We start from the raw sequence: 25675 nt of genomic DNA on the forward strand, positions 1-25675 counted from the left end.
GGTGATCGCATCGTGACTGACCCCAGGTTCGACGGCCGCATCCGAGAGGGTGCGGCCCTCCTGCCCACCATCCATCCCGGCGACAGCCACGCCGCGACGCTGGTCGAGACCGCGTCCGGCGACCTGTTGTGCGCCTGGTTCAACGGCCCCAAGGAGGGGCACCCGGACACGAACATCGTGCTGTCCCGCCTGCCCGCCGGCACCGACACCTGGTTGCCGCCGGAGCAGCTGTCCTCCGACACTCGCCGCTCAGAGCAGAACCCGCTGCTGTTCGTGGTCGGCGGTGGCGAGGTCTGGCTGTTGCACACCTCCAACGAGCCGCACGACCAGTCGACCTCGCGTGTCATCCGCCGGGTTTCGCACGACGGTGGACTCACGTGGGACCAGAGCGAGGTGCTGTTCGACCACCTCGGCAGCTTCATCCGCAACCCGGTCGTTGTCCTGAGCAACGGTGACTGGCTGCTGCCGGCGTACGACTGCGACAAGAGTGCCGAGCGGACGGTGCTGAAGCTCAGCACCGACCAGGGCGAGAACTGGTCGACGGTCGAGGTGCCTGATGCGATCGGGCAGGTGCAGATGAGCATCGTCGAGCTGTCGCCCGGCGAGCTCGTCGGGTACTTCCGGAGTCGCGCCGCCGACCGCATCCACCGGTCGGTGTCGAAGGACAACGGCCGGACCTGGACGTCGCCGGAGAAGACCGCGTTGCCGAACAACAACTCCGCGGTGCAGGTACTCCGGCTCGGCGACGGCCGGCTCGTGATGGTGTTCAACGACTCGTCGGCCGAGCGGGACCAGTTCCGCTGGGTCGACGACGGGCAGGGCGGCGTACGCCGGAAGACCCTGCGGACCCCGCTGACACTGGCGTTGTCCGAGGACGACGGCGCCACCTGGCCGTACTGGCGGAACCTCCAGGTGCAGGACGAGGAGTACCACGAGAACGAGTTGGGCTACTCGTACCCGACGCTGCTGCAGACCCGGGACGGGCAGTTGCACGTCGCGTACTCGTTCCTGCGCAAGACCATCAAGCACGTGACCCTGGCGCCGGAATGGATCCAGGCAGGAGACCGATTGCCATGAGTATCACGAAGTGGGGCCTGCACGAGCTCACCTTGTCCGGACCATCGGAAGGCAACCCCTTCGCCGAGGTCGAGTTCCAGGTCACCTATCAGTTCCGGAACCGGATGGTGACCGTCGACGGTTTCTACGACGGCGACGGGACGTATCGGGCCCGGTTCTCGCCCGACCGCGAGGGCAGCTGGGAGTACATCACCAGCAGCTCCGCGGCCGAACTGGACGGGCACCGCGGCCGGTTCGAGTGCACTCCACCCGAACCGGGGAACCACGGTCCGGTCGAGGTGGCCGGCAGGCACCACTTCGCGTACGCCGACGGCTCGCGGTACGACTGCATCGGGACCACCTGCTACCACTGGACCTACGAGACCAAGGAGCTCCAGGAGCTCACGCTCGAGTCGTTGCGGTCGGCACCGTTCGACAAGGTGCGGATGTGCCTGCTGCCGACCGAGGGGATGCGCCCCGAGCGGCTGCCGTTCGTCGGCACCACGCCCGGTGAGGTGGACGTCGAGCGCTACGACCCGGCGTTCTTCCGGGAGTTCGAGGCCCGGGTCGCGGACCTGCTGGCGCTCGGGGTGCAGGCGGACCTGATCCTGTTCCACCCGTACGACCGCGGCGTCTGGGGCTTCGACCGGATGACGCCGGCCCAGGACGCGGCGTACCTGCGGTACGTCGTCGCGCGACTGGCGGCGTACCGGAACGTCTGGTGGTCGGTGTCGAACGAGTACGACTTCAACCACGAGAAGACGATCGCGGACTGGGACCGGCTGCTGCAGCTGGTGCAGCGCTACGACCCGTACCAGCGGCTGCGGTCGATCCACAACGGGACCAAGATGTACGAGGTCTTCACGCCGTACGACTTCGGCAAGCCGTGGATCACCCACCAGAGCGTGCAGCACTGGGACGGCGCCGAGGTCGAGGTCTGGCGGGACTGCCCGAAGCCGGTGGTGATCGACGAGATCGGCTACGAGGGCAACGCCGGCCGCCGCTGGGGCAACCTGACCGCGGACGAGATGGTGCACCGCTTCTGGCAGGGCATGGCACTCGGCGGGTACGTCGGCCACGGCGAGTCGTTCGTCGACCGCGAGACCCGCGCGTGGATCTCGGTCGGCGGCCGGCTGTACGGCGAGAGTCCGGAGCGGATCGATTTCCTCCGCGGCGTGTTCGCCGGGCTGCCGCGGCAGTCGGACGGTGACCTCGACGGCGACCGCTGCGTGCTGCACTACCTCGGCGACCGGCAGCCGTCCGCGGTCGACCTCGACCTGCCGAGCGGTTCGCCGTTCCACTTCGACCTGATCGACACGCGCGCGATGACCATCACGCCGCTGGCCGACTACTCCGGCCCGAGCCGCATCCCACTGCCCGCCACCCCGTACCTCGCCCTGAGAGGGACCCGATGACGTCAGTAGCACGCTGGGACGTGCTCGAACTCCCCGTGCCCGGACCGACCGCCGTGATGTTCCGGCATGCTGACGGCGCACTGGCCTACGCGGAATCGTTCCAGTCCGCCGGTGGCTGGAAGGTCCGCTTCAGTCCCGACCTGGAAGGCACGTGGTCGTACGACGGTGGGACGTTCGAGTGCACGCCTGCGACTTCGCACGGCCCGGTCCGCCGCTCTGGCACCACGCTGCGGCTGGCCGACGGAACGCCGTACCATCCGCTGACCACTGAGTGGTTCGGTCTGGTCCACCAGTGGCCTGCGGCGCGTCTTGCACTCGCGGCGTCGCCGTTCAACCGCGTTCGGCTGCAGTTGACCGACGTGATCGAGGAACAGGTCCAGGATCTGCTGGCCGCGGACATCTTCGCCGACATCGTGTTGCCGGCGGACACGGTGGTCGTCCGCGACGTGGTGAACCGGCTCGCGGCGTACCGCAATGTCACCTGGTGTTTGAAGGCCGGCCCGGCTGCTCGTGCGGTCGCCGAGCTGATCGGGGAGCTCGACTCCGGGCAGCACCTGATCTCGATGCATGAGGCAACCGATCCTGGGACGCCGTGGCTGACGCACCTCAGCGTCCGGCTGGAGAACCTGCGCGGTGTCTCGGCGCTGCGACGCCACTTCGCCAAGCCGGTCTTCGTCGACGCCTGCGGTCACGAGGGCAACGGCGTCACACCGGACACCAGCCTGCGCCCCGAGGAGATGCTGACCCGGATCTGGGAGGGGACCGTCCGCGGCGCCTACGTCACCCACGGCGAGTGGTACGTCGACGCGGAGACCGGACCGTGGTCGGGCGGTGGGGCGCGACCGGGTGGAGTGGTGGCGCAGCGTCTGCGGCTGCTGCGCGAGGTGCTTGATGAGTTGCCCGAAGGTGTCGAACCTATCGACGACTACCGCGACGCGCCGACGCTCGCGGTCCCTGGCTCGTACTACCTGCAGTACCTCGGCGAGCACCAGTTCCCGGACCGGACCTTCTCACTGCCTTCCGGGGAGTACGACGTCGACGTGCTGGACGTGTGGAACCACTCGGTCCGGCGTACCCGCGAGACGGTGGCTGACAGGCTGACGGTGCGGCTGCCCGGGACGCAGTACCAGGCGATCCAGATCCGGCGAGCGTCCTGATGCCTGCGTTGACCTCCGGTCCACGTCAGGCCGAGCTCCGGCGTACGCCCGACGGCGTCGTGCTGCAGCTCGGTCTGACTGACGGGCCGGTCTATCTCGAGCGGCCGGTGGTCAATCTGCTGAGCGTTTCCACCGGCCGTCCGTGGCAGCCGACCCTCATGGAGCCGACCGACGGCTGGTGGATCTCGCGGCGGGCGGGGGAGCACCGCGCCGGCTGCCGGATGGGATCGGTGGCCGTCGAGTTGCGCCTGGTGTTCGACGACGCGGATCGGTTGAACCTCGAGGTCCGTTGGCGCAACACCAGCCAGCGCCGCCTCGCCGACCTGGCCGTCGGGCTGCTGCTCGACTTGGGCCGGGTGAAGGACAGCCAGCTGACGATTCCCGGTCTGATCTACAACGACAATCCGTCCGCCGACCCGACCCGCGCCGTACCGCGGGTTGGTCCGACTCCGGGCGGCGGGTTCGTCGCGGAGGAGGACCGGCTGCCGATCCCGGGGATGGGCGTGGAGTGGCGCGAGGGTCGTGAGCGTCGCTGGCTGTCCGTCTTCTCCCGGCCGCAGGCACGGCGTTCGACCGACGGGCAGGTCCGGTACGGGTCGCTCGGGGTTCTGCGGCAGGAAGGGCTGGTGCTTGCGGCGCTGAGCGGCGTACTGATGTTCGACGGTAAGCAGGACATCCGGTACGTCAGCAAGGCCGAGACCGAGGTGACCGAGGACGGCTACCTCACGTTGCGCCCCGGGGAGGTCTACACCCAGCGGCTGGTCCTCGATTGGGGACCGCAGGATCTGCGCGGCCACGCCTTCCGTCACCTGGTCCACACCGGCCGAGCGCTCTTCACGAGTCCTGGGGCTCCTGGGCTGGCGATCGAGGAACTGATCACCCGCAAGACAGTTGCTCTGGACAACAGGTGGTACCAGTCGGGCGCGGTGGCCGGCTACACCAAGTTCAGCGAGATCCCCGGCAACGGGCCGGAGAAGCCGGTGCACTTCCTGTACGGCTGGACCGGGCAGGCTCTCAAACTCGCCTGGTGTGACGCCACGGTTGGCTTCAACACCCGCGACCGGCTGCGGATCGATCGCTGTCGCGCCGCCGTGGAGTTCTACCTCGCGGGGAGCCCGACGCAGACGCCTGGCCTGCGCCACAACTCGTATCAGGTCAGCACTCGGCGCTGGACCAGCTTCCGCGCCGGCAGTCGCCCGATGATCTCCAGCCGCGCGTACGGCGAGACGGTCACCGATCTCGCCGACATCATCGCGTTGTTCCGCCGGGTCGGGGAGCCGGTGCCGGCGTCCTGGGTGAAGGCGCTCGAGGAAGCTGTGGCGTTCCTTCGTGGCGCATTGCTGCCGGACGGGACGTTCCCGGTCGGGTGGCGGCTGGACGGGACCGCCGCGGCCGCCACGGTGTCGGCGGCCGGAATCCCGTGTGTGCTTGCTGTGCTGAAGGCGTCGGAGGTGCTTGACGACCCGGCGCTGTTGGCCGAGGCGACCGTTTGGCTGACGCGGTACCACGATCAGCACGCGCGGACGTTCGACCGCCCGTTCGCCCGGTCCACTTTGGACGCGGCGTGCGAGGACAAAGAAGCCGGCATGTACTACTTCATGGCGGCGTACGAACTCTTCCGGCGTACTGCGGATCCGTTGTACGCGACCTGGTGCGAGGTCGCTGCCGACTGGCTGCTCACGTGGGTCTACGTGTGGTCGCCGGAGCAGGACGAGGACGCGCCGCTGCGGGCCGCCGGGTTCAACGCGGTCGGGTGGCCCACTGTCAGCGTTCAGAACCACCACCTGGATGTGTTCTTCCCGACCTATGAACTGCTCGCCTTCGGGCTGACGACTGACCGTCCGGAGTACGTCGACGCTGCCCGAACCACGCTGCACGCCATGACTCAGGGCATTGCTGCTGACCCGGGAGATTGGAACTTCCCGCTGCCTGGGGAGCAGGGCGAGGCGGTCTTCCAGACCCACTGGCAACGCCGCGGCCACGCGAACACGTGGAACCCCTCGTGGGTGATCGCCGTTCCGTTGGCCAACGCCCTCCGAATCCGGGACCTGAACGACAGCTGATGACTGACTACTTGATCACTGACTATGGCGCTTCGAGCGGGGACTGGTCCGTTGCGATCGCGGCGGCGGTTGATGCTTGTGCGCTGACGGGCGGGCGTGTTGTCGTACCGGCCGGCGTGTTTCGCACCGGGCCGATTCGGTTGCGCAGCAATGTCGAGTTGCATGTGTCGGCCGGTGCGACGTTGCGGTTCCTTGCCGACTCAGCGGCGTACCCGATCGTGCGGACGCGTTGGCAGGGGATCGAGTGCTTCAGCCACTCACCGCTGATCTACGCGTACGACGAGGTGAATGTCGCGGTCACCGGCACCGGCACTCTCGACGGTGGTGCGAGCACGGACAACTGGTGGAGCGATACCCGGCCACGCACCGACTGGCAGCGCCTCCTGCAGATGGTCGAGGACGGCGTACCGGTGGAGGAGCGGGTGTTCGAGCCGGGGCACGGGTTCCGGCCGAGTTTCGTCCAGCCGTATTCGTGCCGGCGGGTGCGGATCGAGGACGTCCGGATCGTCAACGCCCCGATGTGGGTCGTCCATCCGGTGTTCTGTGACGACGTTCTGGTCCGCGGCATCACCGTCGACTGTCACGGCCCGAACAACGACGGCTGCAACCCCGACTCCTGCTCGGACGTGCTCATCACCGGCTGCTCGTTCACCACCGGGGACGACTGCATCGCGATCAAGTCCGGCCGGGACGCCGACGGTCGCCGGGTCGGCCGTCCGTCGGAGAACATCCGCATCGACTCCTGCCGTTTCAGCGCCGGCCACGGTGCCCTGACCATCGGCAGCGAAGCCTCCGGAGGTGTTCGGGGCGTGCACGCGCGAGACCTGCACGTCACCGGTTCGGCCGTCGACCACGCGCTCCGCATCAAGACGAACTCCCAGCGCGGCGGTCGGATCGAAGACATCACCGTCGAGAACGTCGTCGTCGACGCGGTCACGACGTCCGCTGTTCTCATCACGACGCGCCACGCGGAACCTGATGAGTTCGCCGGCCATGCACCCGTCGTCCGCGACATCACCGTCACCAACCTGACGGTGGGCTCCGCACCGCGGACCGTCGAGATCATCGACAGCCGACGGGCCCCGGTCGAAGCCTTCACCATCAGCTGTTCCGATACGTGCTGAACAGATCCACGTCGCCCAGCTGACCGGGCTTCAACAAGACCTCGAGCCCGTCGAGCTCCTGCACACCCGAGACGGCGCGGCACCGCTGTACCCCGGGTGCTGTTGTGTCGACCAGCTCCAGGGCACTGAGCTCCAGCTGCCGCAGCACCTGGCCCGAGGTATCCCCACCGGCCACGACCACCCGTCGTACGCCGGCCTCCCGCGTCACCCGGCGTACGACCTGAGCCAGGCCGCTCGGCACCGCTGCCAGGTCTTCGCGCGGGAGGTCATTCGTGTGCACCACCACGCCGTCAGCTCCGGCGTCGAACGCCGCCACGGCCCGCGTCGCCGCATCGTCGGCGAGCCCCAGCACAGCCCATTCCTTCGTCCGAGCATCCTCGATTTGCTCTGCGGTCCGGCGTGACTGACTCCCCGACACCACCAGCACCGGTTCGCCGCCACCGATCGCGGGCGGTGAGGTGGTGGGCTTGGGATCAGCAGGACAGAGGTCGAGTGCCAACGCGCGGGAGAGACCGCCCGACCCGATCGCGAAGATGGGCTGCCGGGCGCCCTGCTGCAGGATCGCGCGCCCGAGAGCGCGGAGATCCTCGTCGGTCAACGCGTCAAGAACCACCGCGTCCACCGCGTCCACGGCGTCCACGGGGGCTGCGGTGAGCGTGGCGTAGGACTGGGGGAGGCTTGGGTAGCTGGTGAGGTGGAGGGCTTCGATGCGGAGACTCGTTTGGGCGGCGACGTGGCGGCGGAGGTCGGACTCGTGCATTGGCGTCGAGGGGTGCGTGGACATGGTGGGTTGGCGGTCGAGGCGGTGGATCGTGCCCGCTTCGGCGGCGAAGTGGTGGCTGAAGGTGGTGTAGCGCCCCAACTCCGGTTGCGCCACCAGTATCGGGACCGGGGCCGGGCCGAAGACGTCCCGCCCGACCTCCAGCGCACGGCCGATGCTGCCGCGACCGGGGGCGGAGTCCGCGGTCGAACAGACCTTGTACTGCACGACGCGCGGCCCGAGCTCGCGGAACGCTTCCAGCACCGGACGAAGCTCGGCTTCCTGCTCGTCCGGCGGCAACGACCGCGCGATCCCGGCGACACCGATCACGTCGTACCGCGTGGCGAGCTCGCATAGCGCCGATGCCGACGGCAACGTGACCAGCAACGCCGCCCGCAACCCGACCCGCGCGAACTGTGCCAACGCGTCCGTCGACCCCGTGAAGTCGTCCCCATAGAACGCCGCCTCAACCACGTCAGGCTCGCACGGGGAATGCATCGAGGGCCTGCTGAAGGGCGGTTGTTTCGCGGGCGGCCGTTTCGATCGGCGTACCGGAGACGGCGGCCGACCAGGCGGCCCGCATCGCGGTGACGCCGGCGCCGGGACCGCCGGGGTGGCCGTGGATGCCGCCGCCGGCCAGGACGAGCAGGTCGGTGGTCTTGGTCTGGCGGTACGTCTCGGGCGCAAGCCCCGGCGTCTGGCCGGAGGACAGGACCGGGAGGGTTTCGTAGCCTCCCAGGAGTGGCGTGCGTACGGCGGTGATCGAGCGCAGTACTTCCTCGTCGGTCTCGTAGAACTTGTTGGAGAAGCCGTTCGTGTGCAGGTGGTCGGCGCCGGACAGCCGCGCGAGTTTGGACCAGGCGATGTAGTCGATCCCGAGCTGCGGTGCGCGGGTGTAGACGCCGGTCATGGCGCGGTGGCCGTGGATAGGGAGGGCGCAGCGTTCGCGGAGCCAGGCGAGGGCGGCGAAACCGACCAGGTTCACGCAGACCATCACGCAGGTGCCGCCCGCGGCCTTCACCAGGTCGTGGTTGGCTGCCATCCGGTCCAGGTCGTCGGTGATGTTGAACGCGTACATCGGGCGGCGGCCGGTGCGGGCGGCAACCTTGTCGAGCTCCTCGGTGACGACGGCGACTCGCTCGGCCAGCGGCGAGTGTGGTGGGTTGCCCATCAGCTCGTCGTCCTTGATGAAGTCGATACCGGCCTCGGCGAGTTCGCGGACGACGAGGCGAAGCTCCTCGGGCGGCAGGCCGATACTGGGCTTCACGATCGTGCCGAGCAGTACGCCGTCCGGCCGGTTGAGCAGCTCGCGAGTCCCACGCACGCCGTACTGCGGTCCGGGGTAACGCCCGGCGAACTCGGACGGGAGGTCGAGGTCGAGCAGCCGGATGCCGGCGACCTGGCGGATCTCGAACAGGTTCCCCGCGACGGCGGCCAGCAGGTTGGGCAGCGACGGCCCGAAGTTGTCCAGCCCGAACGCGATCCGCACCCGCGCACTCCGCTTGCCGGCGGCCCCGGCGCTTGCTTTTCGAGGCACAGGGCGGATCGCTCCGGGGAGGTCGGCGTTGCCCGTGGGTGGGAGTTCTTCGATCGACAGCACCCGGGCGGCGAACCGTTCACGGAGCTCGACGGTCTCGCGGGCTACGCGGATGAACGTCCCGGTGGACTGCTCCCCGGCGATCACCTCGGCGGCCTGGTCAAGCGGCAGATAGGTCTCGACAAGGTACGTCGCGACGACCTCGGCGGCGCTCATCGGGTCGGGTCGATCTGCGTCTTGAGGTGGTCAGCCCCACCATCGATCGCCAACAGCACGTCCGGCACTTCCCCCAGTGGCACTACGTCCGAGATGTACGGGCGCACATCCAGCGCCCGCGTGTTGACGAGCCGCGCGGCCGCCGCGAAATCGGCCGGGGTGTAGATCGTCGAGCCCTGCACTGTGACCTCCTTGAGAACCACTGGATTCAGATCAACCGTCAACGAGCCACCGAACATCGGCAGCAGCACCACCTGTCCGCGCGGCCGGCACAACGCCAGCGCCTCCGCCAAGCAACTCGGATGTCCCGACGCCACCACGACGACGTCGAAGCCGTCCCCACCACTCGCGTCAAGCCCTGTCGCCACCAGATCCGACGCGACCGGATCCACCACGAGATCGACGCCCCGTTCCGTCAGGAACGCGCGATTGTGCTGCTTGACGTCGCTCACCATCACCGTCCGTGCCCCGCGGTACCGGCTGATCGCGGCGGCCAGGCTCCCGATCGCGCCACCGCCGAGCACCGCGACCGCGTCACCGCCCCGCACGGCCGACGTGGATCGCCATCCCACCGCGACCGGCTCGATCATCGCGCCCTCGTCGTACCCGATCTCGTCGCTGAGGGGCACCAGGACGCGCGCCGGGGCGACGAAGTACTCACTCAGCATCCCGGCCCATCCGAGGCCCGGAACGCGTTTGTGCACGCAGAGATGGGGATTCCCGGCCTCGCACCGCGTGCACCCCCAGCACGACAACGCCGGCATCACCGCCACCCGGTCGCCCGGCCGGAAGCGTGGATCGGCGGAGGAGACCACCTCGCCCGCGCCTTCGTGGCCGAGCACCACGGGAGGTTTGCGGAACGGGTGATGACCGCTCCAGGTGTGCAGGTCGGAGCCGCACAACCCGACCGCGCGCATCCGCAGCAGCACGTCGCCGCCCGCGTCCGGATCCGGCACGTCGGTCACCTCGACCTGCCGCGGTGCCTCCAGAACGGCTGCTTTCATCGGAGCTCCTCCTTTGCTGGCGTCCGCCCAGTCTCCGTCGTCAAACCTCAAGAAAACAAGGCCGATCGGCCAGCCTGTGGATAGCCGGTTGACTTTGCCCCGTCCGGAGGCAAAGGTTTTCCTTATGGCGATGATCCCAGCGACTCTGTTACTCGAGGAACGAGCCGCGCTGGCGATGAACGCGGTGACCGGCCTGGCCGACGACGACTGGGACGGCATCCCGTTCTTCAGCGCGAACCTGTTGGCTCGCCCTGCCCGCATGGACCACGGCGACTGGGACTACGGCTCCAGCCACGGCCGGCTCACCGATGCGATCCTGCTGACCCGCCAGATGACCGGCGGCAAGGACTGGGAGCCGCGGTGGGACACCATCGCCGACCAGTACCGGCAGCGGCTGTTCGCACTGCTCGCCGAGGACGGTCTGACGTATCGGCAGACCCACCCCAAGGGCCATTGGTTGCCCAACGCCAATCTGATCGACCAGCGCGCCACGCTGCTCGCTATGACCACCGCAGTGGTCGCAGCGGACGATCCACAGGCCCAGCGGGCCGCGGACCGTCAGGTCGCCGCTCTGAAGCGCATCGCGATCAAGGAGCGCGACGTCTGGTTCTACCCGGCGTCGGAGTACACGACGGACGGCTGGCCGTCGTCGAACGCGATCGACCTCCACCTGGCGCCGGACCCGGCGTCGTTCTCTGGCCGGCTGATCATGCCGCTGCTGCGCTACCACCAGGCCACGGGCAACACCGACGCGCTGGAGCTGTGCGAGTGGTTCGCCCGGCTGATCGTCGAGAAGAGCGGTGTCTTCAACGCGGACGGGAGCTTCAACCCGGCCCGTGCGTACCGCAGTGGTCATTTCCACACCCGCGTGGGCACGCTGGAAGGGCTGGCGCGGCTGGCGAGGCACACCGGTGACCACGGGCTGACCGAGTTCGTCCGGCGCAGCTACGACTGGGTGCTCGGTGAGGCGACCGGCTTCGGCTGGACTCCGGGTGACCTGGCCGACCAGCAGTACGAACACGAGACCTGTTCACTCGTCGACCTCGTCGGCCTGGGTACTACGTTGGCCGGAAACGGACTCACGCAGTACTGGTCGGTGGTGGAGCGCTTCGTCCGCAATCACCTGGCCGCATCGCAACTGCTGGACGTGAGCTGGGTGGAGTCCGCGCCCGACCGTTCGCAGGACGAGCCGGGGTGGCGGACGTACGTGAACGTCGGCGAGCGGGTGCTCGGCGCCTTCTGTGGGTACGGCGCTCCGAACGACTACGTGTCCGACGTACCACTGGGGCGTGGGCACACCAACGACGTACAGGCGTGCTGTGTCGGGTCCGGCGTCCGCGGACTGTTCTGGGCGTGGAACAGCATTGTCACCGGCGACAACCGGCTGACCCGAGTGAACCTGTTGCTGAACCGCGGTCATCACGCCGTTGACGTCGTCAGCCACCTGCCCGTCGAAGGCAAGGTCGAGTTGCACGTCAACGAGCCGATCGACGACCTCCGCGTGCGCATCCCGGAGTGGGCTGGGTACGCGCGACTGCGGCTGCAGCGCGGAGACGACGAGTGGACCGGCGCCGAGCGCATCTGGGCACCGGACGGCTACCTGTCGATTCCGAAGGCGCAGCCGGGCGAGCGCGTCGTCGTGACGTTCCCGATGGTCGAGCAGACCACCACGGAGCTTGCGGCCGGCAACGAATTCCGGACCACCTGGCGCGGCGACGACGTAATAGCGATCGACCCGCCCGGCACGTCCCGCCCGATGTACGGCGACCGCCCGGAGCACGCCGGCGGCCTGCGTGAGTACGAGCTCCACCGACCTGAGACGGAGTGGTCCTGGTGACAACTGGCTGGGTGCTGTCCGAGGCGCCGACCGTGACGACGCTGACGGCGTACGACCTGCGGTGTGAGCATCGCGTCGACCCGCTCGGGATCGGTACGGCGCGACCGCGGCTGAGCTGGCGGCTGGCGTCACCGACCCGCGGCGACCGGCAGGACGCGTTCCGGGTGCAGGTGCTGCGTAGCGGCGTACTGGTGTGGGACAGCGGGTGGCGGAGCGAGCGGGAGACGTACGTCGACCACAGTGGCGCTCCGCTGACCTCGCAGACCGACTACGTCTGGCAGCTCGAGGTACGTGACGCGGCCGGTGCTGTGTCGACGGCCGAGGCGACGTTCGCGACCGGCCTGTTCCACGACGACGAGTGGGCGGCGCACTGGATCGAACACGACTACGAGACCGATCCGTACTTCGAGCCGCCGGTGGACCGTGCCGAGCCGCGGACCGTGCGGCAGGCAACCATCGCCCCGCCGCGGTACTACCGCCGCTCGTTCGAGCTCACGCAGCCGGTGACGCGTGCGCGCGTCTATGCGACTGCTCACGGTCTCTATCAGCTCAGTGCGAACGGTCAGCGCGTCGGCAACGACGAGCTGACGCCGGGCTGGACGGACTACCGCGAGCGCGTCGCCTACCAGACGTACGACGTCACGGACCTCCTCCGCGAGGGCGAGAACGTGATCGGTGCGGTGCTGGGTGAGGGCTGGTGGTCCGGGTACGTCGGATGGGACACCCGCAGTCACGCGCACCACTACGGCAAGAAGCCGCAGCTGCTCGCGCAACTCGTCGTCGACCACCCGGACGGTTCGCGCACCGTGGTGGCGACGGACGGTCGATGGGTGGAGCACGTCGGATCGATCCGGTTCGCCGACCTGCTGATGGGGGAGTCGCACGACGCGCGGCTCGAGCTGGGCGATTGGTCGAGCCCGGGGTACGACGCAGACGCCTGGGTGCCGGCTGGTGATCTCGGTGGTGACGTGTCGACGGTGATCGCGACGACGACCGATCCGGTGCGCGTGACCGAGGATGTCCCGGCAGTCGCCATCACTGCGCTGGAGCCCGGGCGGTTCATCGTCGACCTCGGGCAGAACCTTGCCGGTCGGGTGCGGCTGCGGGTGCGTGGCGCGCAGGCCGGCGATCGGATCCGCCTGCGGCACGGCGAGATGCTCCAGGCCGACGGCGAGCTCTACACCGCTAACCTGCGCACGGCCGACGCGACCGACTACTTCGTCAGCGCCGGCGCCGCGGAAGAGTTCTTCGAACCGATCTTCACGGTCCACGGCTTCCGGTACGTCGAGATCGAGGGGTACCGGGGTGAGTTGACGGCCGCGGACGTGACGGGTCGAGTGCTGCACTCGGACACGCCGGTCGCGGGGCGGTTCGACTGCTCGGACCCCGGGGTCAATCAGCTGCTCAGCAACATCCGCTGGGGTCAACGCGGCAACTTCGTCAGCGTCCCGACGGACTGTCCGCAGCGTGACGAGCGACTCGGGTGGACAGCGGACGCGCAGATCTTCCTCCCGACGGCCGCGTACCAGTCCGACGTACTGACGTTCTTCGAGAACTGGTTCGCCGACCTCGCCGTCGCGCAGACGGACGAGGGCGCGATCCCGGATGTGATCCCGCACGTCATCACCGGTCGGCACGGGACGCCGGCCTGGGCCGATGCGGCGACGATCGTGCCGTGGACCCTGTACCGGATCTACGGCGACGAGCGGGTGCTGCGGACGGCCTGGCCGGTGATGCGGCGCTGGGTCGACTACGTGCACCGCGCCAACCCGGACCTCATCTGGCGCAACCGGACGAGCGGTCACTACGGCGACTGGCTGCAGGTCGGTGTGGTAACCGATCGGGACCTGCTGGCGACGGCGTACTTCGCGCGCAGCGTCGAGTTCACGGCGGCGACCGCGCGGGTGCTCGGGCTGACGGACGAGGCAGCGGCGTACGGCGAACTGTGGGACCGGATCGCGGCGGCGTTCGTCACGGAGTTCGTCGATGCCGAGGGCAAGGTTCGCGGGGACACTCAGACCGGGTACCTGTTGCCGTTGGCGTTCGGGTTGCTGCCGGAACAGGCCGAGCAGGCGGCGGTGAAGCACCTGGTCGCCGACCTCGAACGGCGCGGTCGATCACTGACCACCGGGTTCGCCGGGGTCGCGCTGCTGTGCCCGATCCTGACGAAATACGGGTACGCCGAGTTGGCGTACGAACTGCTGCACGACGACCGCTACCCGTCGTGGGGGTACTCGATCAAGCACGGCGCCACGACGATCTGGGAACGCTGGGACGGCTGGACCGAGGAGAACGGCTTCGGCCCGGTCGCGATGAACTCCTTCAACCACTACTCACTCGGCTCGGTCGGCGAGTGGCTCTACGCCGACGTCGCCGGCATCAGCCAGGCGCCGGACTCGGTCGGCTTCCGCGAGCTCGTCATCAACCCCCGCCCGGGCGGACGGCTGACCTGGGCCGAGGCGTCGTACGACACCCCGGCGGGCCGGGTCTCCACGCGCTGGCAGGTGACCGACGGCGAACTCGAGCTGACCGTCACGGTGCCTCCGGGCGCCGAGGCAACAATCCACATCCCCACCACAGACCCCACCTCAGTCCAAGAATCCGGCCGCCCCCTAGCCGAAGTGCCGGCTCTAACCTCGCTAACCCCCACCGCCGAGGCAGCCTGCTGCAAAGCCCCGTCCGGCACCTACCACTTCACCGCCCGCGCCTAACCCCGCACCCAGGCACCCACCCGCCACCCGCGATCCAGCCGCGCGGCATTCACCCGCCCGCACGCAGCTCGTCCGCGCCCCGTGCGCCCACCTCGCAGGAACGGATAACCCCGCGTGTTGGGGGTTCTCCCCTCGTATACGAGCAGAGAACCCCTCACGCCAGGGGATAACCGACCGCGGGTTGGTGGGCTAGTGGGGTGGGCGGGCGGTGCTGGCGCGGATGGTGAGGGTGCCTTGGATGTGGGTGGTGGCGGGGGCGAGGGTGGGGGCGAAGCGTTGCCAGGCCTGGCGGCCTAGTTCGACGGTGGAGACGGCGTAGGTGGTGAGGCCGGGGTCGGTGTGGGCGCTCATCGGGGCGTCGTCGATGCCGGCGACCGAGATGTCGGTGGGGACGGAGAGACCGAGTTCGCGGAGGCGGCTGAGGACGCCGACGGCGACGTGGTCGTTGAAGCAGATGATCGCGGTCGGCTTGTAGGTGAGCGCCTCGTCGACCGCCTCGCGCCCGTCGACGAGCGTCGAGCCGCACGGTACGCGGATGATCGTGAGCCCGGAGGCCTCGGGGGAGCGGAAGCCGCGTTGGCGTTGCTGATCGGACCACGCCGCGGTCGGTCCTTGCAGGTATGCGATCCGCTTGTGCCCGAGCGACGCCAGGTGTTCGCACAGTGCGCGGACGCCGAGGTGGTAGTCGACAACCACCGAGCCGACCGCGGGATGCCGCAGTACCCGGTTGATCAGGACGAGCCGGCGAGCTGCTTCGGCGACTTCGCGGAGGCGAGGTGTGCTCATCCGCGGTGCGCACAGCAGCAGGCCGTCGACCCAGCGGGCGAGCTCGAGGGCGGAGCGGTACTCCTGTTCCGGGTCTTCTTCGGTGCCGGCGACCAGCGTGTGGTGCTCGTCGGCGGCGGCTTCCGCGGCGACGCCTTTGAGGATCTCCGCGAAGTACGGGTTGCCGAGGTCGGGTACGACGACGCCGACCGTGCGACTGCTGCCGCGCAACAGGGTCTGGGCCGCCGGGTTTGGGCGATAGCCGACGTCGCGGGCGGCCGCGCGGACGCGGTCGGAGACCTCGGGCGACACGGCCTTGCCGCCGCTCAGCACCCGGGACACGGTCGCGGTCGACACCTCGGCGAGCCGGGCGACGTCGTGGATCGTGGCGCGGGCGGTCGTCGCGGCGCGGTCGTTGGCCGGCTTTGATGATTTGCGCGGTCTCACCGGGCCATTGGACCACGACCAGACCGGAAAACGCTGCCGATCCCGGCAGATCCACGCGGATGTAAACCTTTTCCTGCTTTCTCGCCGTGAGCTCTTGACGCGACTGCGGCGCGCTGCGACGGTAGCCAGGAAAAGGATTACCCGCCCACCGCCCCGGGCTTCTGTGCGGCGGTCCGCGCGAGGAGACGCCGTGCGAAATCGTCTGATCAGTCTGTGTCTGGCCGTGCTGGCCGGAGCGGTCCTGCTGACCGCGTCGGCCGGTCTGTCGGCCGGAGCCGCGGCCGCAGCGACCGGCGCGAACCCGGCGACGTACGGCCCGTTCGACCCGCGGATCGAGCTCGACGGGCACTGGGGCCGCGACGACGACGTCGCGATCACGGTGAACTCCGGCTCGTCGGTCCGCTTCCGGTTCACCGGCTCGCACCTCGGTGCCCTGTTCGACACCGCGTCGATCACCGTCCCGGCCCAGCTGTACGTGTCGATCGACGGCCAGGCCCCGACGCTGCAGAAGGTCGACGCGGACCACAAGATCTTCGCGGACGGCCTCGACGCGAGCGTCGCGCACACCGCAGAGATCCTGGTCAAGGACGTCGACGAGTACGAGAACCGCTGGAACGTCCCGCTGCAGACCGGTGTCGTGCTGAAGAAGATCGAGCTTGCTCCGGATGCCAAGCTGATTCCGCTGCCGACGACCGCCGAGCACCGCATCGAGTTCTACGGCGACTCGATCACCCAGGGCGTGATGGCGCTCTGCCCGCAGCTCGGCACCGACTGCGCGGACGGCACCAAGGCGTACCCGCACCTGGTCGGCGAGACGTTCGGCGCAGACACCAACCAGGTCGGCTTCGGCAAGCAGGGCATCCTGCAGCCCGGCCACGGCAACGTCGGTACGGCGATCGACTCCTTCGGCTGGAACCTCGCCGGCTTCCCGGCCGCGAGCTCCGACCCCGGCGCGGTCGTCGTCAACTTCGGCACGAACGACGCCGCCTACGACAGCGCCGAGTTCACCCCGGCGTACCTCGCCTATCTGCAGAAAATCCGCGCCACCGATCCGCACGCGCTGATCGTTGCCCTGCGCCCGTTCAACGGCACCCACGCCGACGACATCAAGGCGGCCGTCGCCGCAACGAACGACCGCAAGATCGTGTACGTCGACACGACCGGCTGGCTCGGCCCGGACGACTTCAACGGCAGCACCCACCCGAACGTCCAAGGTCACGAGGTCGCCGCCGCGAAACTCACCACGGTCCTCAAGCGCCTCACCGGTTGGTCCACCGGCCCCGTCGGTACGCCGAAACTCGCGCCGCAAGGCCCCGAGGACGCGACCTGTTCCGACACGCCACTCAGCCTCACGTTCCAGGGACCCGTGCGGCTCGGTGTCACCGGCAAGCTCCAGATCCACCAGGCGAACGGTGACGTCGTCGACACGATCGACCTCGCGAGCCTCGCGTCGTACCAGCGGACCGTCGGTGGCGCGCGGACGGACTTCGATCAGGTGCACACCTGGGCCTACCAGGCGGTCGTCGTCGACGGGCGGACGATCACGGTCTACCCGCACCAGCGACTCGCACCCGGCCAGGTGTACTACGCGACAGTCGATCCCGGCTTCGTGGTCGGCGACCCCGGGGTGAAGAACTGGCGCTTCCGCACGCAGCAGGACCCGAAGAGCGACAGCCGGTTGACCGTCGGCAAGGGCAAGGACTTCTGCACGGTCCAGGCAGCGATCGACTTCGTCAAGGAGGGCGACAAGTCGACGATCGACGTCGCGCCCGGCCTGTACCGCGAGCTCGTCTGGGTCCCGCCGACCAAACCCGGCATCACGATCAGCGGTGCGGGCGCCGGCAAGACCGTGATCGGTTACCCGAACAACAACCTGCTGAACGGCGACTCCGCGATGGGCAGCGTCCCGCAGGAGCAGTCGTACTGCCAGCGCCGCGTGATCCCGCAGTCGGACCGGTTCAACTGCTGGCGCTCGGCGATGGCCGTGTTCGCCGACGACTTCACGATGAGCGACGTGACCGTGCAGAACCTCACGCCGTACCGCGGCTCGCAGGCCGAGGCGTTCTTCGGGAACGGGAGCCGGATGGTGCTGGCCCGGGTCCGCATCCTCGGGTACCAGGACAGCCTGAGGTTGCAGGGCCAGACGTTCGTGACGAACAGCTACGTCGAGGGTGACGTCGACTTCGTCTGGGGGACCGGCGGCGTGTTCATGCAGGACTCCGAGCTGAAGGCGCTGCACGAGGGCTACTACAACCAGGTCCGCAACATCGACAACGGGCCCGGCAACATCTTCGTCCGGGTGAAGCTGACCCGCGGGCCCGGCGTACCTGACGACAGCGTGTTCCTGGCGCGTGCCGAGCTGAGCCGGTTCCCGACCAGCCAGGTGGTGTTCATCGACTCCGCGATGGACAGCCAGGTGAAGAAGACCGGCTGGCAGATCACCAGCCCCAACGACTGCGCGGCCGCCGGTCAGATCCGGTTCTGGGAGTACCACAGCACCGACCTGGCCGGCCGCCCGCTCGACACCACCGCACGACTGGCGTGCTCCCGGCAGCTCGGCGACGAGGAGGCCGCGCAGCTGCGCGACCCGGCGTCGGTGTTCGGCGGATGGCACCCGGTTGTTCCCCGCCCTGAAAGGTGACCCAAGATGAAGAACGTCAACCGTCGGACCGTTCTCGGAGGTGCTCTCGCCGTGACTGCCGGCAGCGCGACCGGATGGCCGCTGAACGCGGCCGCGACGGAGGTCCCCGCGGGGGGAGTGCAACCGCACCCCGCGCCGCGTCCCGTCGCGCCGGTGAACGCCGAGATCGCGGCCGCCCACGCCGCGACGTACAGGACCCTGCCGCAGGTCGTCGTCGGGGTCGATGTCGAGGATCTGATGAAGATCCACACCGCCGCTGACGCCGACGCGCTGCGCCCGCAACTGGTCGCGCAGGTGTTCAAGGACACCGGCGTGCTGCCGACCGGGTTGCCGACGGTACGGCGGGATGTCGGTGTGCCGGCCGAGTTGCCCGCGTTCACCGGCGTACGGCGGTACGACAAGCTCGAGGTGTCGATGCGGTTCGGGTACGTCTCGACCGTGTTCGTGCTGGAGCCGACGCAGAGCACGCATCGGCGGGTCGCGTTCTACCACAACGGCCACGGTGAAGGTCCGGAGACGATGCAGCCGGTCACCCAGGGCCTGCTCGACCACGGGTACACCGTGCTGCTGTTCGCGATGCCGTTCTACCACTGGAACCCGAAGACTCTGCAGGACCCGGCCGACCCGAGCAAGCAGCTACAGCCGTCGCACAACGACCTGCCGCAGTGGGCGTCGGACACGTACTCGCCGCTCGCGCTGTTCCTGGAGCCGCTGTCAGTGGCGATGAACTACGTGCAGGCGACGTACCGGCCGTCGTCGGTGCAAATGGTCGGCCTGTCGGGCGGCGGCTGGGCGACCACTATCTACCCGGCGCTGGACACGCGCATCACCAGGTCCTACCCGACAGCCGGCTCGCTGCCATTCTTCGTGCGGCCGGGGTCGCCGAAGCCGAGCCCGACGCGCGGCGACTGGGAACAGCGGCTGGACATGCAGCCCGGGTTCTACGGCCTGGCCGACTTCCCCGACTTCTACGCACTCGCCTCGGTGGGCCCGAACCGGCGTCAGATGCAGATCCTGAATCGCTTCGACGACTGCTGCTTCAACGGTGTCGGACACCGGTCGTACGAGGCGGCAGTGCGGCAGCGGATCGCGGTGATCGGGACGGATGCGGTCAGCAACGAGTCCAACGGGCACTGGGAGCTCCTGGAGGACGCCACCCACCAGGAGCACGCCATCAGCCCGTACGCGCTGTCGGTCATCCTGTGGGATCTCGACGTGCACTGCGCGCACCTGCCCTAGTCAGCGGATCTGGTGGACATCCTTCACCGGATGTCCGTTGACGGTGACGCCGTCGAAGCCCAGCACCGCGTGCTGCACGGTGCTGGGCTGGTCGACAGTGAACTCACAATCCACCAGACGGAAGTCCTCGATCCGTGAACGGCGGTAACCGCGCAGCAGGAGCGCGTTCCGGGCCTGCTCGACCTTGACGTTGCGCAGCTCGACGTTGCGGACCGACGGAGTGAGTGGGCCGTTGTCGCCCTCGCCGCGGTGGAAGTTGCACTGGACAACTTCCTTCAGCACGCTCGTAACGGTGATGTCGCGGAGATAGATGTTCTCGACGAAACCACCCCGGACCGCATTGGTCTTGATGTACAGAGCGAAGTACGGACCGCTGATCCGGCAGTTGCGCACGTAGACGTTCCGGATGCCGCCGGTCAGGTCCGAGCCGAGCGTGATCGCGCCGTACTTGACCCGCAGCTCGCAGTCCTCGATCAGCACGTCCTCAGTGGGTACGTCGACCCGCAGACCGTCGGCCTCGCGCCCGGACTTGAGCGCGATGCAGTCGTCGCCGGCGTCGATCACGCACCCGCTGACCACGACCGAACGACACGACTCGAGATCGATGCCGTCGTTGTTCGGGCCCTGTGAGTCGATCACGACGTCGCGGATGGTGACGTTGCGGCAGAGCACCGGGTGGATCTGCCAGAACGGGGAGCGCACGACGGTGACGCCCTCGATCAGCACGTTCGTACAGTCGAACGGCTGCACGAAGCTCGAGCGTAGGCGCCGGCCGGAGATGCGGTCCTCGAGTGGTACGCCGAAGAAGCTCTGCTCCCGCAGCACCTTGAACTCGTCGTCGCACTCGTGGAACCACTGCCACCAGCTGTCCCACGAACCCTGACCGTCGAGCGTCCCGGTGCCGGTGATCGCGATGTCGGTGCAGCCGTTCGCGTAGATCATCGGGGAGTGGTTGAGCACCTCGAGCCCCTCGTACCGCGTCTCGACAACCGGGAGGTAGTCGGCCGGATCGGTACTGAAGAGCAGCGTCGCCCCCTCCGACACATGCAGCTCGACCTGCGACAGCAGACGAATGGCGCCGGTGCGCCAGGTCCCTGGAGGTACGACGACACGGCCGCCACCTGACGCATTGCACGCCGAGATGGCGGCCGCGATCCCCGGGCCGGCGTCGTCCTCGGTCGCACCGTAGGACGTGATCGGGAAGTCGACGGCGGGAAAGACAGGCGGCCGGACGTCGCGCAGGATGCGGTCGGCGTCCGGCCAGCCGGGAGCATTCGTCACGTGAGCTGACTCGCGTCGGTGATGACCTTGCCGTTGACGGTGAAGTTCCGGAACGTCAGGTCGGTGTCCTGGATCGAACTGGCCGCGTCGATGCTGGTGTAGGTGCAGTCGATCATCCGGAAGTCCTGGATCGGTGAGCGGGGGTAGCCGAAGATCGAGAACGCGTTCCGGGCGTGCCCGACGTTCACGTTCCGGAGCTCGACGTTGCGCACCCGCGGCGTCAGCGGGCCGACGTCACCCTCGCTGCGGTAGAAGTTGCAGGACACGACTTCCTTCGTGAGGTTCGAGATCTCCAGGTCACGCAGGTAGATGTTCTCCGCGAACCCGCCGCGGACCGAGTTCGTCTTGATGTACAGACCGAAGTACAGGTTCGGGCTGCCGATCGTGCAGTTGCGGACGAACACGTTCCGCACGCCGCCGGTCATCTCGCTGCCGATGGTGATCGCGCCGTACCGGATGTTCAGGGTGCAGTTCTCGATCAGGATGTTCTCCGACGGCACGTTGATCCGCAGGCCGTCGGCGCCGCGACCGGACTTGATCGCGATGCAGTCGTCGCCGCAGTCCAGCGTGCAGTCCTGGATGTGCACGTACTGCGAGCTCTCGGGATCGATGCCGTCGTTGTTCGGGCCGCGGCTGTCGATGTGGATCCCGCGGACGGTGATGTTCCGCGACAGCACCGGGTGGATCTCCCAGAACGGCGAGCGCAGGATCGTCACGCCCTCGATCAGCACATTGCGGCAGGACTGGGTCTCGATGAACGCGGCACGCAGGTGGTGCCCGGCGCCGAACACCCGCTCGGCCACCGATACGCCGTCGGCGGCCATCTGCTGCAGCGCCTGCGCGTCCGGGCCGGACGGGGTGACCCAGGACCACCAGTTGTCCCAGGTCGCGCCGCCGTCGAGGGTCCCGGAGCCGGTGACGCCGATGTTCTCGCAGTTGCGGGCGTAGATGAGCGGCGAGTAGTTCATGCACTCGGCGCCCTCGAAGCGGGTCAGCACGACCGGCAGGAAGTCGTCCGGGTTGGTGCTGAACAACAGCGTCGCACCGGCGGAGACGAAGAGGTTGACGTTCGACTTGAGGTGGATCGCGCCGGTCAGGAACGTGCCCGCCGGTACGACGACGCGCCCGCCGCCGGCGCGGTTGCAGGCGTCGATGGCCTTCGCGATCGCGTCGGTCGCCAGGGTCTTGCCGTCGGCGACCGCGCCGAAGCTGGTGATCGAGAAGTCGCGCGGGCGGAAGTGCGGCGGGCGGGTGTTGGCGAGGATGTCACCGACCTGGCCCCAGCCTGGACCCGGGTCGCCGGGGGCCGCCTCGGCCCAGGCGGGGTTGGTGACGAGCGCGGCGGCGGTCGGGGCGAGGGCGGCGCCGGCGCCGAGGCGCAGGAAGTTCTTGCGGCTCAAGTTGTCCATCAGGGGCTCCTTCAGTTGTCGACGCGGGCGCCGTTGATCCAGACCTGGTCCAGGCGCAAACCCTCGACGTTCTGGATCACGTTGTCGTCGGTGATCCCGTCGAAGCGGCACTGGTGCAGGCGGATGTCGCGCAGTGGGTCGTCGGTCAGGCCGAGCAGGTTGAGGGCGCGGGGCGCGGACGCCACGGTGAGCTGGCTGATGCTGATCCCGTGCACGTCCGGCGGGTACGCACCGGTGGTGACGTTGGCGTAGTTGAGCACGATCTCGACCACAGAATCCGCGGCCTGGCCGACCGTGACCCGGCGTACGTCGATGTTCGCGATGGTGCCGCCGCGGGCCGGGTTGGACTTGATCCGGATCGCCCGCTCGAGGTGCGGGCTGCTCATCGTGCAGTCCCGGACGAAGATGTCCATCACGCCGCCGCTGGTCTCGCTGCCGGCCGTCACGCCGCCGTTCCCGTCGGCCATCGTGCAGTTCCGCACGACGGCGTACCGGGCCGGCACGTTGACCCGGCGACCGTCCGCGTCCTTGCCGGACTTGAACGCGATGCAGTCGTCACCGGTCGAGATCGTGCAGTTCTCGATCAGTACGTCGGTGCACGACTCCGGGTCGATGCCGTCGTTGTTCGGCCCGTCGGGACTGTCGACGGTCACGCCGCGGATCGTGACGTTGCGGCACAGCACCGGGTGGATGTTCCACATCGGCGAGTCCTTGACGGTCACGCCGTCGAGCAGCACGTTCTCGCAGCGGTTGAACTGGAGCAGGTTCTGTCGGAGGAAGTGTCCGTCGCCGAACACCCGCTCCTCGACCGGAACGCCGGCCTCCGACATCTGGATCAGCAGCGTCTTGTCCGGCCCCTCGTTGGGAGGCGGTCCGCCGGTCCAGTCCCACCAGTGCGTCGCGTCGGCGCGGCCGTCGAGCACACCGGCGCCGGTGACCGCGATGTCGCGCTGACCGTACGCGTAGACGAAGGCGGAGTAGTTGTAGCACTCCGTCCCCTCGTACCGCGTCGGCACGACCGGCAGGTACGCCGACGGCTCCTGACTGAACGCGAGCCGCGCACCGTCCTCGAGGTGCAGGTCCACCCGGCTCAGCAGATGTACTGCACCAGTCCGGAAATCACCCGCCGGTACGACGACGTGCCCGCCACCGCGCTGATGGCAGGTCTCGATCGCCGCTCGGATCGCCGCCGTACAGTCCGTCGCGTCGTCGCCGACGGCACCGAAATCGGTGATGTCGAACCAACGGTCCGGGAAGCGTGGCGGTTTGATCCGGCGGAGGATCGCCGCGACCTGCGCGTCGGCGGCGGCGTCCGGGGTGGGGCCGGGAGCAGCACCCGGAGCAAGGCCGGCGGCGGCCGGGGCGGTACCGCCGCCGAACAGGGCGAGTGCTCCGCCGGCGAGCAGGACAGTACGGCGACGAACGGGGGCGGTCATCCTCGGCCTCCTAGCATGCAAACGATTGCAACCGATCGTGCCCGCAGTGCGCTGGTGTGTCAACGCCTGGTGCGGGCGAACTCTTGACCGGCCCGGAATCTCTTGGATACTTGCGGGCAAAGGTTTACCTGCTTCTCCTGAGGAAGGGGCCCCGCCCATGCGTCCCACCCGTCGTCTACTGCTTGGTGCCGGTCTCGGTGGAGTGGTTGCTGCAGGCATCGGCCTGCCGGCTGCCGCTGATCCGAGTACTGGCGATCCGAGTGCTGCCGATCCGAGTATCGAAGGTTTGGTGCGATCGCGGATCCGGCCGCCCCGGTTCCGCGACGCCTGGTTCCCGATCACGGCGTACGGCGCCACGCCCGACGACGCGACCGCCGGGATCGCTGCCGCCATCGCCGCCTGCCACCAGGCCGGCGGCGGGCACGTCGTCGTACCTGCTGGGTTGTGGCAGACCGGGGCGATCAACCTGCTGAGTCATGTCGACCTGCACCTCGAGGAGGGAGCGACGCTGCGGTTCAGTACCGACCCGGCGGCGTACCTGCCGGTGGTGCGAACGCGGTGGCAGAGCGTCGAGGTGTACAACTACTCGCCCCTGATCCGGGCCGAGGGGCAGACCGACATCGGCATCACCGGCAAGGGTGTGCTCGACGGTGCCGGCGACAACGAGCACTGGTGGTACCTGATCGGCAGCGGCAAGTACGGCTGGCACAACGGCCTGCCGAACCAGCGCGCCGACTGGGCCGAACTCGAACGGATGAACAACGAGCAGGTCCCCGTCGAGCAGCGGGTGTTCGGCGCCGGGCACTACCTGCGCCCGAGCTTCATCCAGCCGTTCCGCTGTACGAACGTGCTGATCGAGGGCGTGACCATCAAGGACTCGCCGATGTGGACGATCCATCCGCTCGAGTGCCGCAACGTCACCGTGCAGGGCGTCACCGTGAACAACCTCGGCCCGAACGGCGACGGCTGCGACCCGGAGTCCTGCACCGATGTCCTGATCCGGGACTGCACGTTCGCGACCCACGACGACTGCATCGCGATCAAGTCCGGCCGGGACGCCGACGGCCGGCGGCTCGGACTGCCGTCGAAGGGGATCATCGTCGAGGACTGCACGTTCGTCAGCGGTGGCGCCGCGGTCGCGGTCGGCAGCGAGATGAGCGGCGGCATCGAGAACGTGTTCGTCCGCCGCTTGACCGCGCTCGCCGATCCGGCTGCGGACGAGGCGTTCCTGCAGTGGCTGCTGTGTGTGAAGTCGACCTCGACACGCGGTGGCTATGTGCACAATGTCGATGTCCGAGACGTGGATTCGGGCGCCTGGATGTATCGTCCTTTGGAGATCACCTTCAGCTACCAGGGTGGTGGCGACCAGTCGCTGTTCCCCGACGTGCGCGACATCCGTTTCGACCGGGTCCGGGTGGCCCGGGCCGAGCGGGCGTACCGCATCGTGGGTGCGGAGACACAGCACGTTCGGGCCGTGGCGATCACCAACAGCCGGTTCGACGAGGTGGCGGCGGAAGCTGTCGTACAGTACGCCGACGACGTCACGATCCGGAACGTGCGGATCGGCCAGACCTAAA

General features: G+C 68.6%; 17 protein-coding genes. 10 read left to right on the top strand and 7 right to left on the bottom strand.

The annotated features are described in order from the left end of the window. The first annotated feature begins 12 nt into the window (after positions 1-12). The 5 genes from ACWGID_RS25580 to ACWGID_RS25600 are packed head-to-tail and all read left to right on the top strand — an operon-like array spanning position 13 to position 6815. Positions 13-1077, top strand: a complete 1065-nt coding sequence (locus ACWGID_RS25580) for a sialidase family protein (RefSeq protein WP_452200584.1) — start codon at positions 13-15, stop codon at positions 1075-1077. After that, a complete protein-coding gene (locus ACWGID_RS25585) occupies positions 1074-2471 on the top strand; it encodes a DUF5060 domain-containing protein (RefSeq protein ID WP_452200586.1) in 1398 nt (465 codons plus the stop codon). The genes ACWGID_RS25580 and ACWGID_RS25585 overlap by 4 nt, the downstream gene beginning before the upstream one ends. Beyond that, complete coding sequence (locus ACWGID_RS25590) at positions 2468-3628, top strand: DUF5605 domain-containing protein (protein WP_452200588.1); 1161 nt, start codon at positions 2468-2470, stop codon at positions 3626-3628. Before ACWGID_RS25585 ends, ACWGID_RS25590 begins: the two co-directional genes overlap by 4 nt. Next, the gene (locus ACWGID_RS25595) at positions 3628-5691 is read left to right on the top strand and encodes a hypothetical protein (protein WP_452200590.1); all 2064 of its coding nucleotides are present in this window, start codon (positions 3628-3630) and stop codon (positions 5689-5691) included. The genes ACWGID_RS25590 and ACWGID_RS25595 overlap by 1 nt, the downstream gene beginning before the upstream one ends. Continuing rightward, on the top strand, positions 5691-6815 hold the full coding sequence (locus ACWGID_RS25600; RefSeq protein ID WP_452200592.1) for a glycoside hydrolase family 28 protein: 1125 nt from the start codon (positions 5691-5693) through the stop codon (positions 6813-6815). The genes ACWGID_RS25595 and ACWGID_RS25600 overlap by 1 nt, the downstream gene beginning before the upstream one ends. Here ACWGID_RS25600 and ACWGID_RS25605 read toward each other — a convergent pair. Genes ACWGID_RS25605 through ACWGID_RS25615 form a run of 3 tightly spaced genes read right to left on the bottom strand, consistent with a single transcriptional unit; the run spans position 6793 to position 10332 of the window. Next, the gene (locus ACWGID_RS25605) at positions 6793-8049 is read right to left on the bottom strand and encodes a four-carbon acid sugar kinase family protein (RefSeq protein ID WP_452200594.1); all 1257 of its coding nucleotides are present in this window, start codon (positions 8047-8049) and stop codon (positions 6793-6795) included. The genes ACWGID_RS25600 and ACWGID_RS25605 overlap by 23 nt on opposite strands. Position 8050: 1 nt before the next feature. Continuing rightward, complete coding sequence (locus ACWGID_RS25610) at positions 8051-9328, bottom strand: RuBisCO large subunit C-terminal-like domain-containing protein (RefSeq protein ID WP_452200596.1); 1278 nt, start codon at positions 9326-9328, stop codon at positions 8051-8053. Then, complete coding sequence (locus ACWGID_RS25615; protein WP_452200598.1) at positions 9325-10332, bottom strand: zinc-dependent alcohol dehydrogenase; 1008 nt, start codon at positions 10330-10332, stop codon at positions 9325-9327. The genes ACWGID_RS25610 and ACWGID_RS25615 overlap by 4 nt, the downstream gene beginning before the upstream one ends. A gap of 130 nt (positions 10333-10462) precedes the next feature. Between ACWGID_RS25615 and ACWGID_RS25620 the strand changes: the two genes are divergently transcribed. Together ACWGID_RS25620 and ACWGID_RS25625 are read left to right on the top strand one after the other, a co-directional pair. Next, on the top strand, positions 10463-12169 hold the full coding sequence (locus ACWGID_RS25620) for a hypothetical protein (RefSeq protein ID WP_452200600.1): 1707 nt from the start codon (positions 10463-10465) through the stop codon (positions 12167-12169). Further along, positions 12166-14880, top strand: a complete 2715-nt coding sequence (locus ACWGID_RS25625) for a family 78 glycoside hydrolase catalytic domain (RefSeq protein ID WP_452200602.1) — start codon at positions 12166-12168, stop codon at positions 14878-14880. Before ACWGID_RS25620 ends, ACWGID_RS25625 begins: the two co-directional genes overlap by 4 nt. Before the next feature lie 189 nt (positions 14881-15069). Here ACWGID_RS25625 and ACWGID_RS25630 read toward each other — a convergent pair whose 3' ends face one another. After that, complete coding sequence (locus ACWGID_RS25630) at positions 15070-16092, bottom strand: LacI family DNA-binding transcriptional regulator (RefSeq protein ID WP_452200604.1); 1023 nt, start codon at positions 16090-16092, stop codon at positions 15070-15072. 190 nt (positions 16093-16282) lie between these two features. On the opposite strand from ACWGID_RS25630, the gene ACWGID_RS25635 reads away from it, so the two are divergent. After that, entirely contained in the window at positions 16283-18733 is a 2451-nt protein-coding gene (locus ACWGID_RS25635) for a pectinesterase family protein (protein WP_452200605.1), read from the top strand. Positions 18734-18739: 6 nt separating this feature from the next. Beyond that, on the top strand, positions 18740-19972 hold the full coding sequence (locus ACWGID_RS25640; protein ID WP_452200607.1) for a hypothetical protein: 1233 nt from the start codon (positions 18740-18742) through the stop codon (positions 19970-19972). Here the strand turns inward: ACWGID_RS25640 and ACWGID_RS25645 are convergent, their stop codons facing one another. From ACWGID_RS25645 to ACWGID_RS25655, 3 genes are read right to left on the bottom strand one after another with little or no spacing between them, the layout of a single operon-like run. Then, positions 19973-21253: a glycoside hydrolase family 28 protein gene (locus ACWGID_RS25645; protein WP_452200609.1), complete on the bottom strand. Its 1281-nt coding sequence runs from the start codon at positions 21251-21253 to the stop codon at positions 19973-19975. It lies immediately after the preceding gene. Beyond that, entirely contained in the window at positions 21250-22662 is a 1413-nt protein-coding gene (locus ACWGID_RS25650; RefSeq protein WP_452200611.1) for a glycoside hydrolase family 28 protein, read from the bottom strand. The genes ACWGID_RS25645 and ACWGID_RS25650 overlap by 4 nt, the downstream gene beginning before the upstream one ends. Positions 22663-22673: 11 nt before the next feature. Beyond that, complete coding sequence (locus ACWGID_RS25655; RefSeq protein ID WP_452200613.1) at positions 22674-24098, bottom strand: glycoside hydrolase family 28 protein; 1425 nt, start codon at positions 24096-24098, stop codon at positions 22674-22676. 157 nt (positions 24099-24255) lie between these two features. Between ACWGID_RS25655 and ACWGID_RS25660 the strand changes: the two genes are divergently transcribed. Next, complete coding sequence (locus tag ACWGID_RS25660; RefSeq protein ID WP_452200615.1) at positions 24256-25674, top strand: glycoside hydrolase family 28 protein; 1419 nt, start codon at positions 24256-24258, stop codon at positions 25672-25674. Position 25675 lies beyond the last annotated feature (1 nt).

It is taken from the genome of Kribbella sp. NPDC054772 (assembly GCF_053611945.1).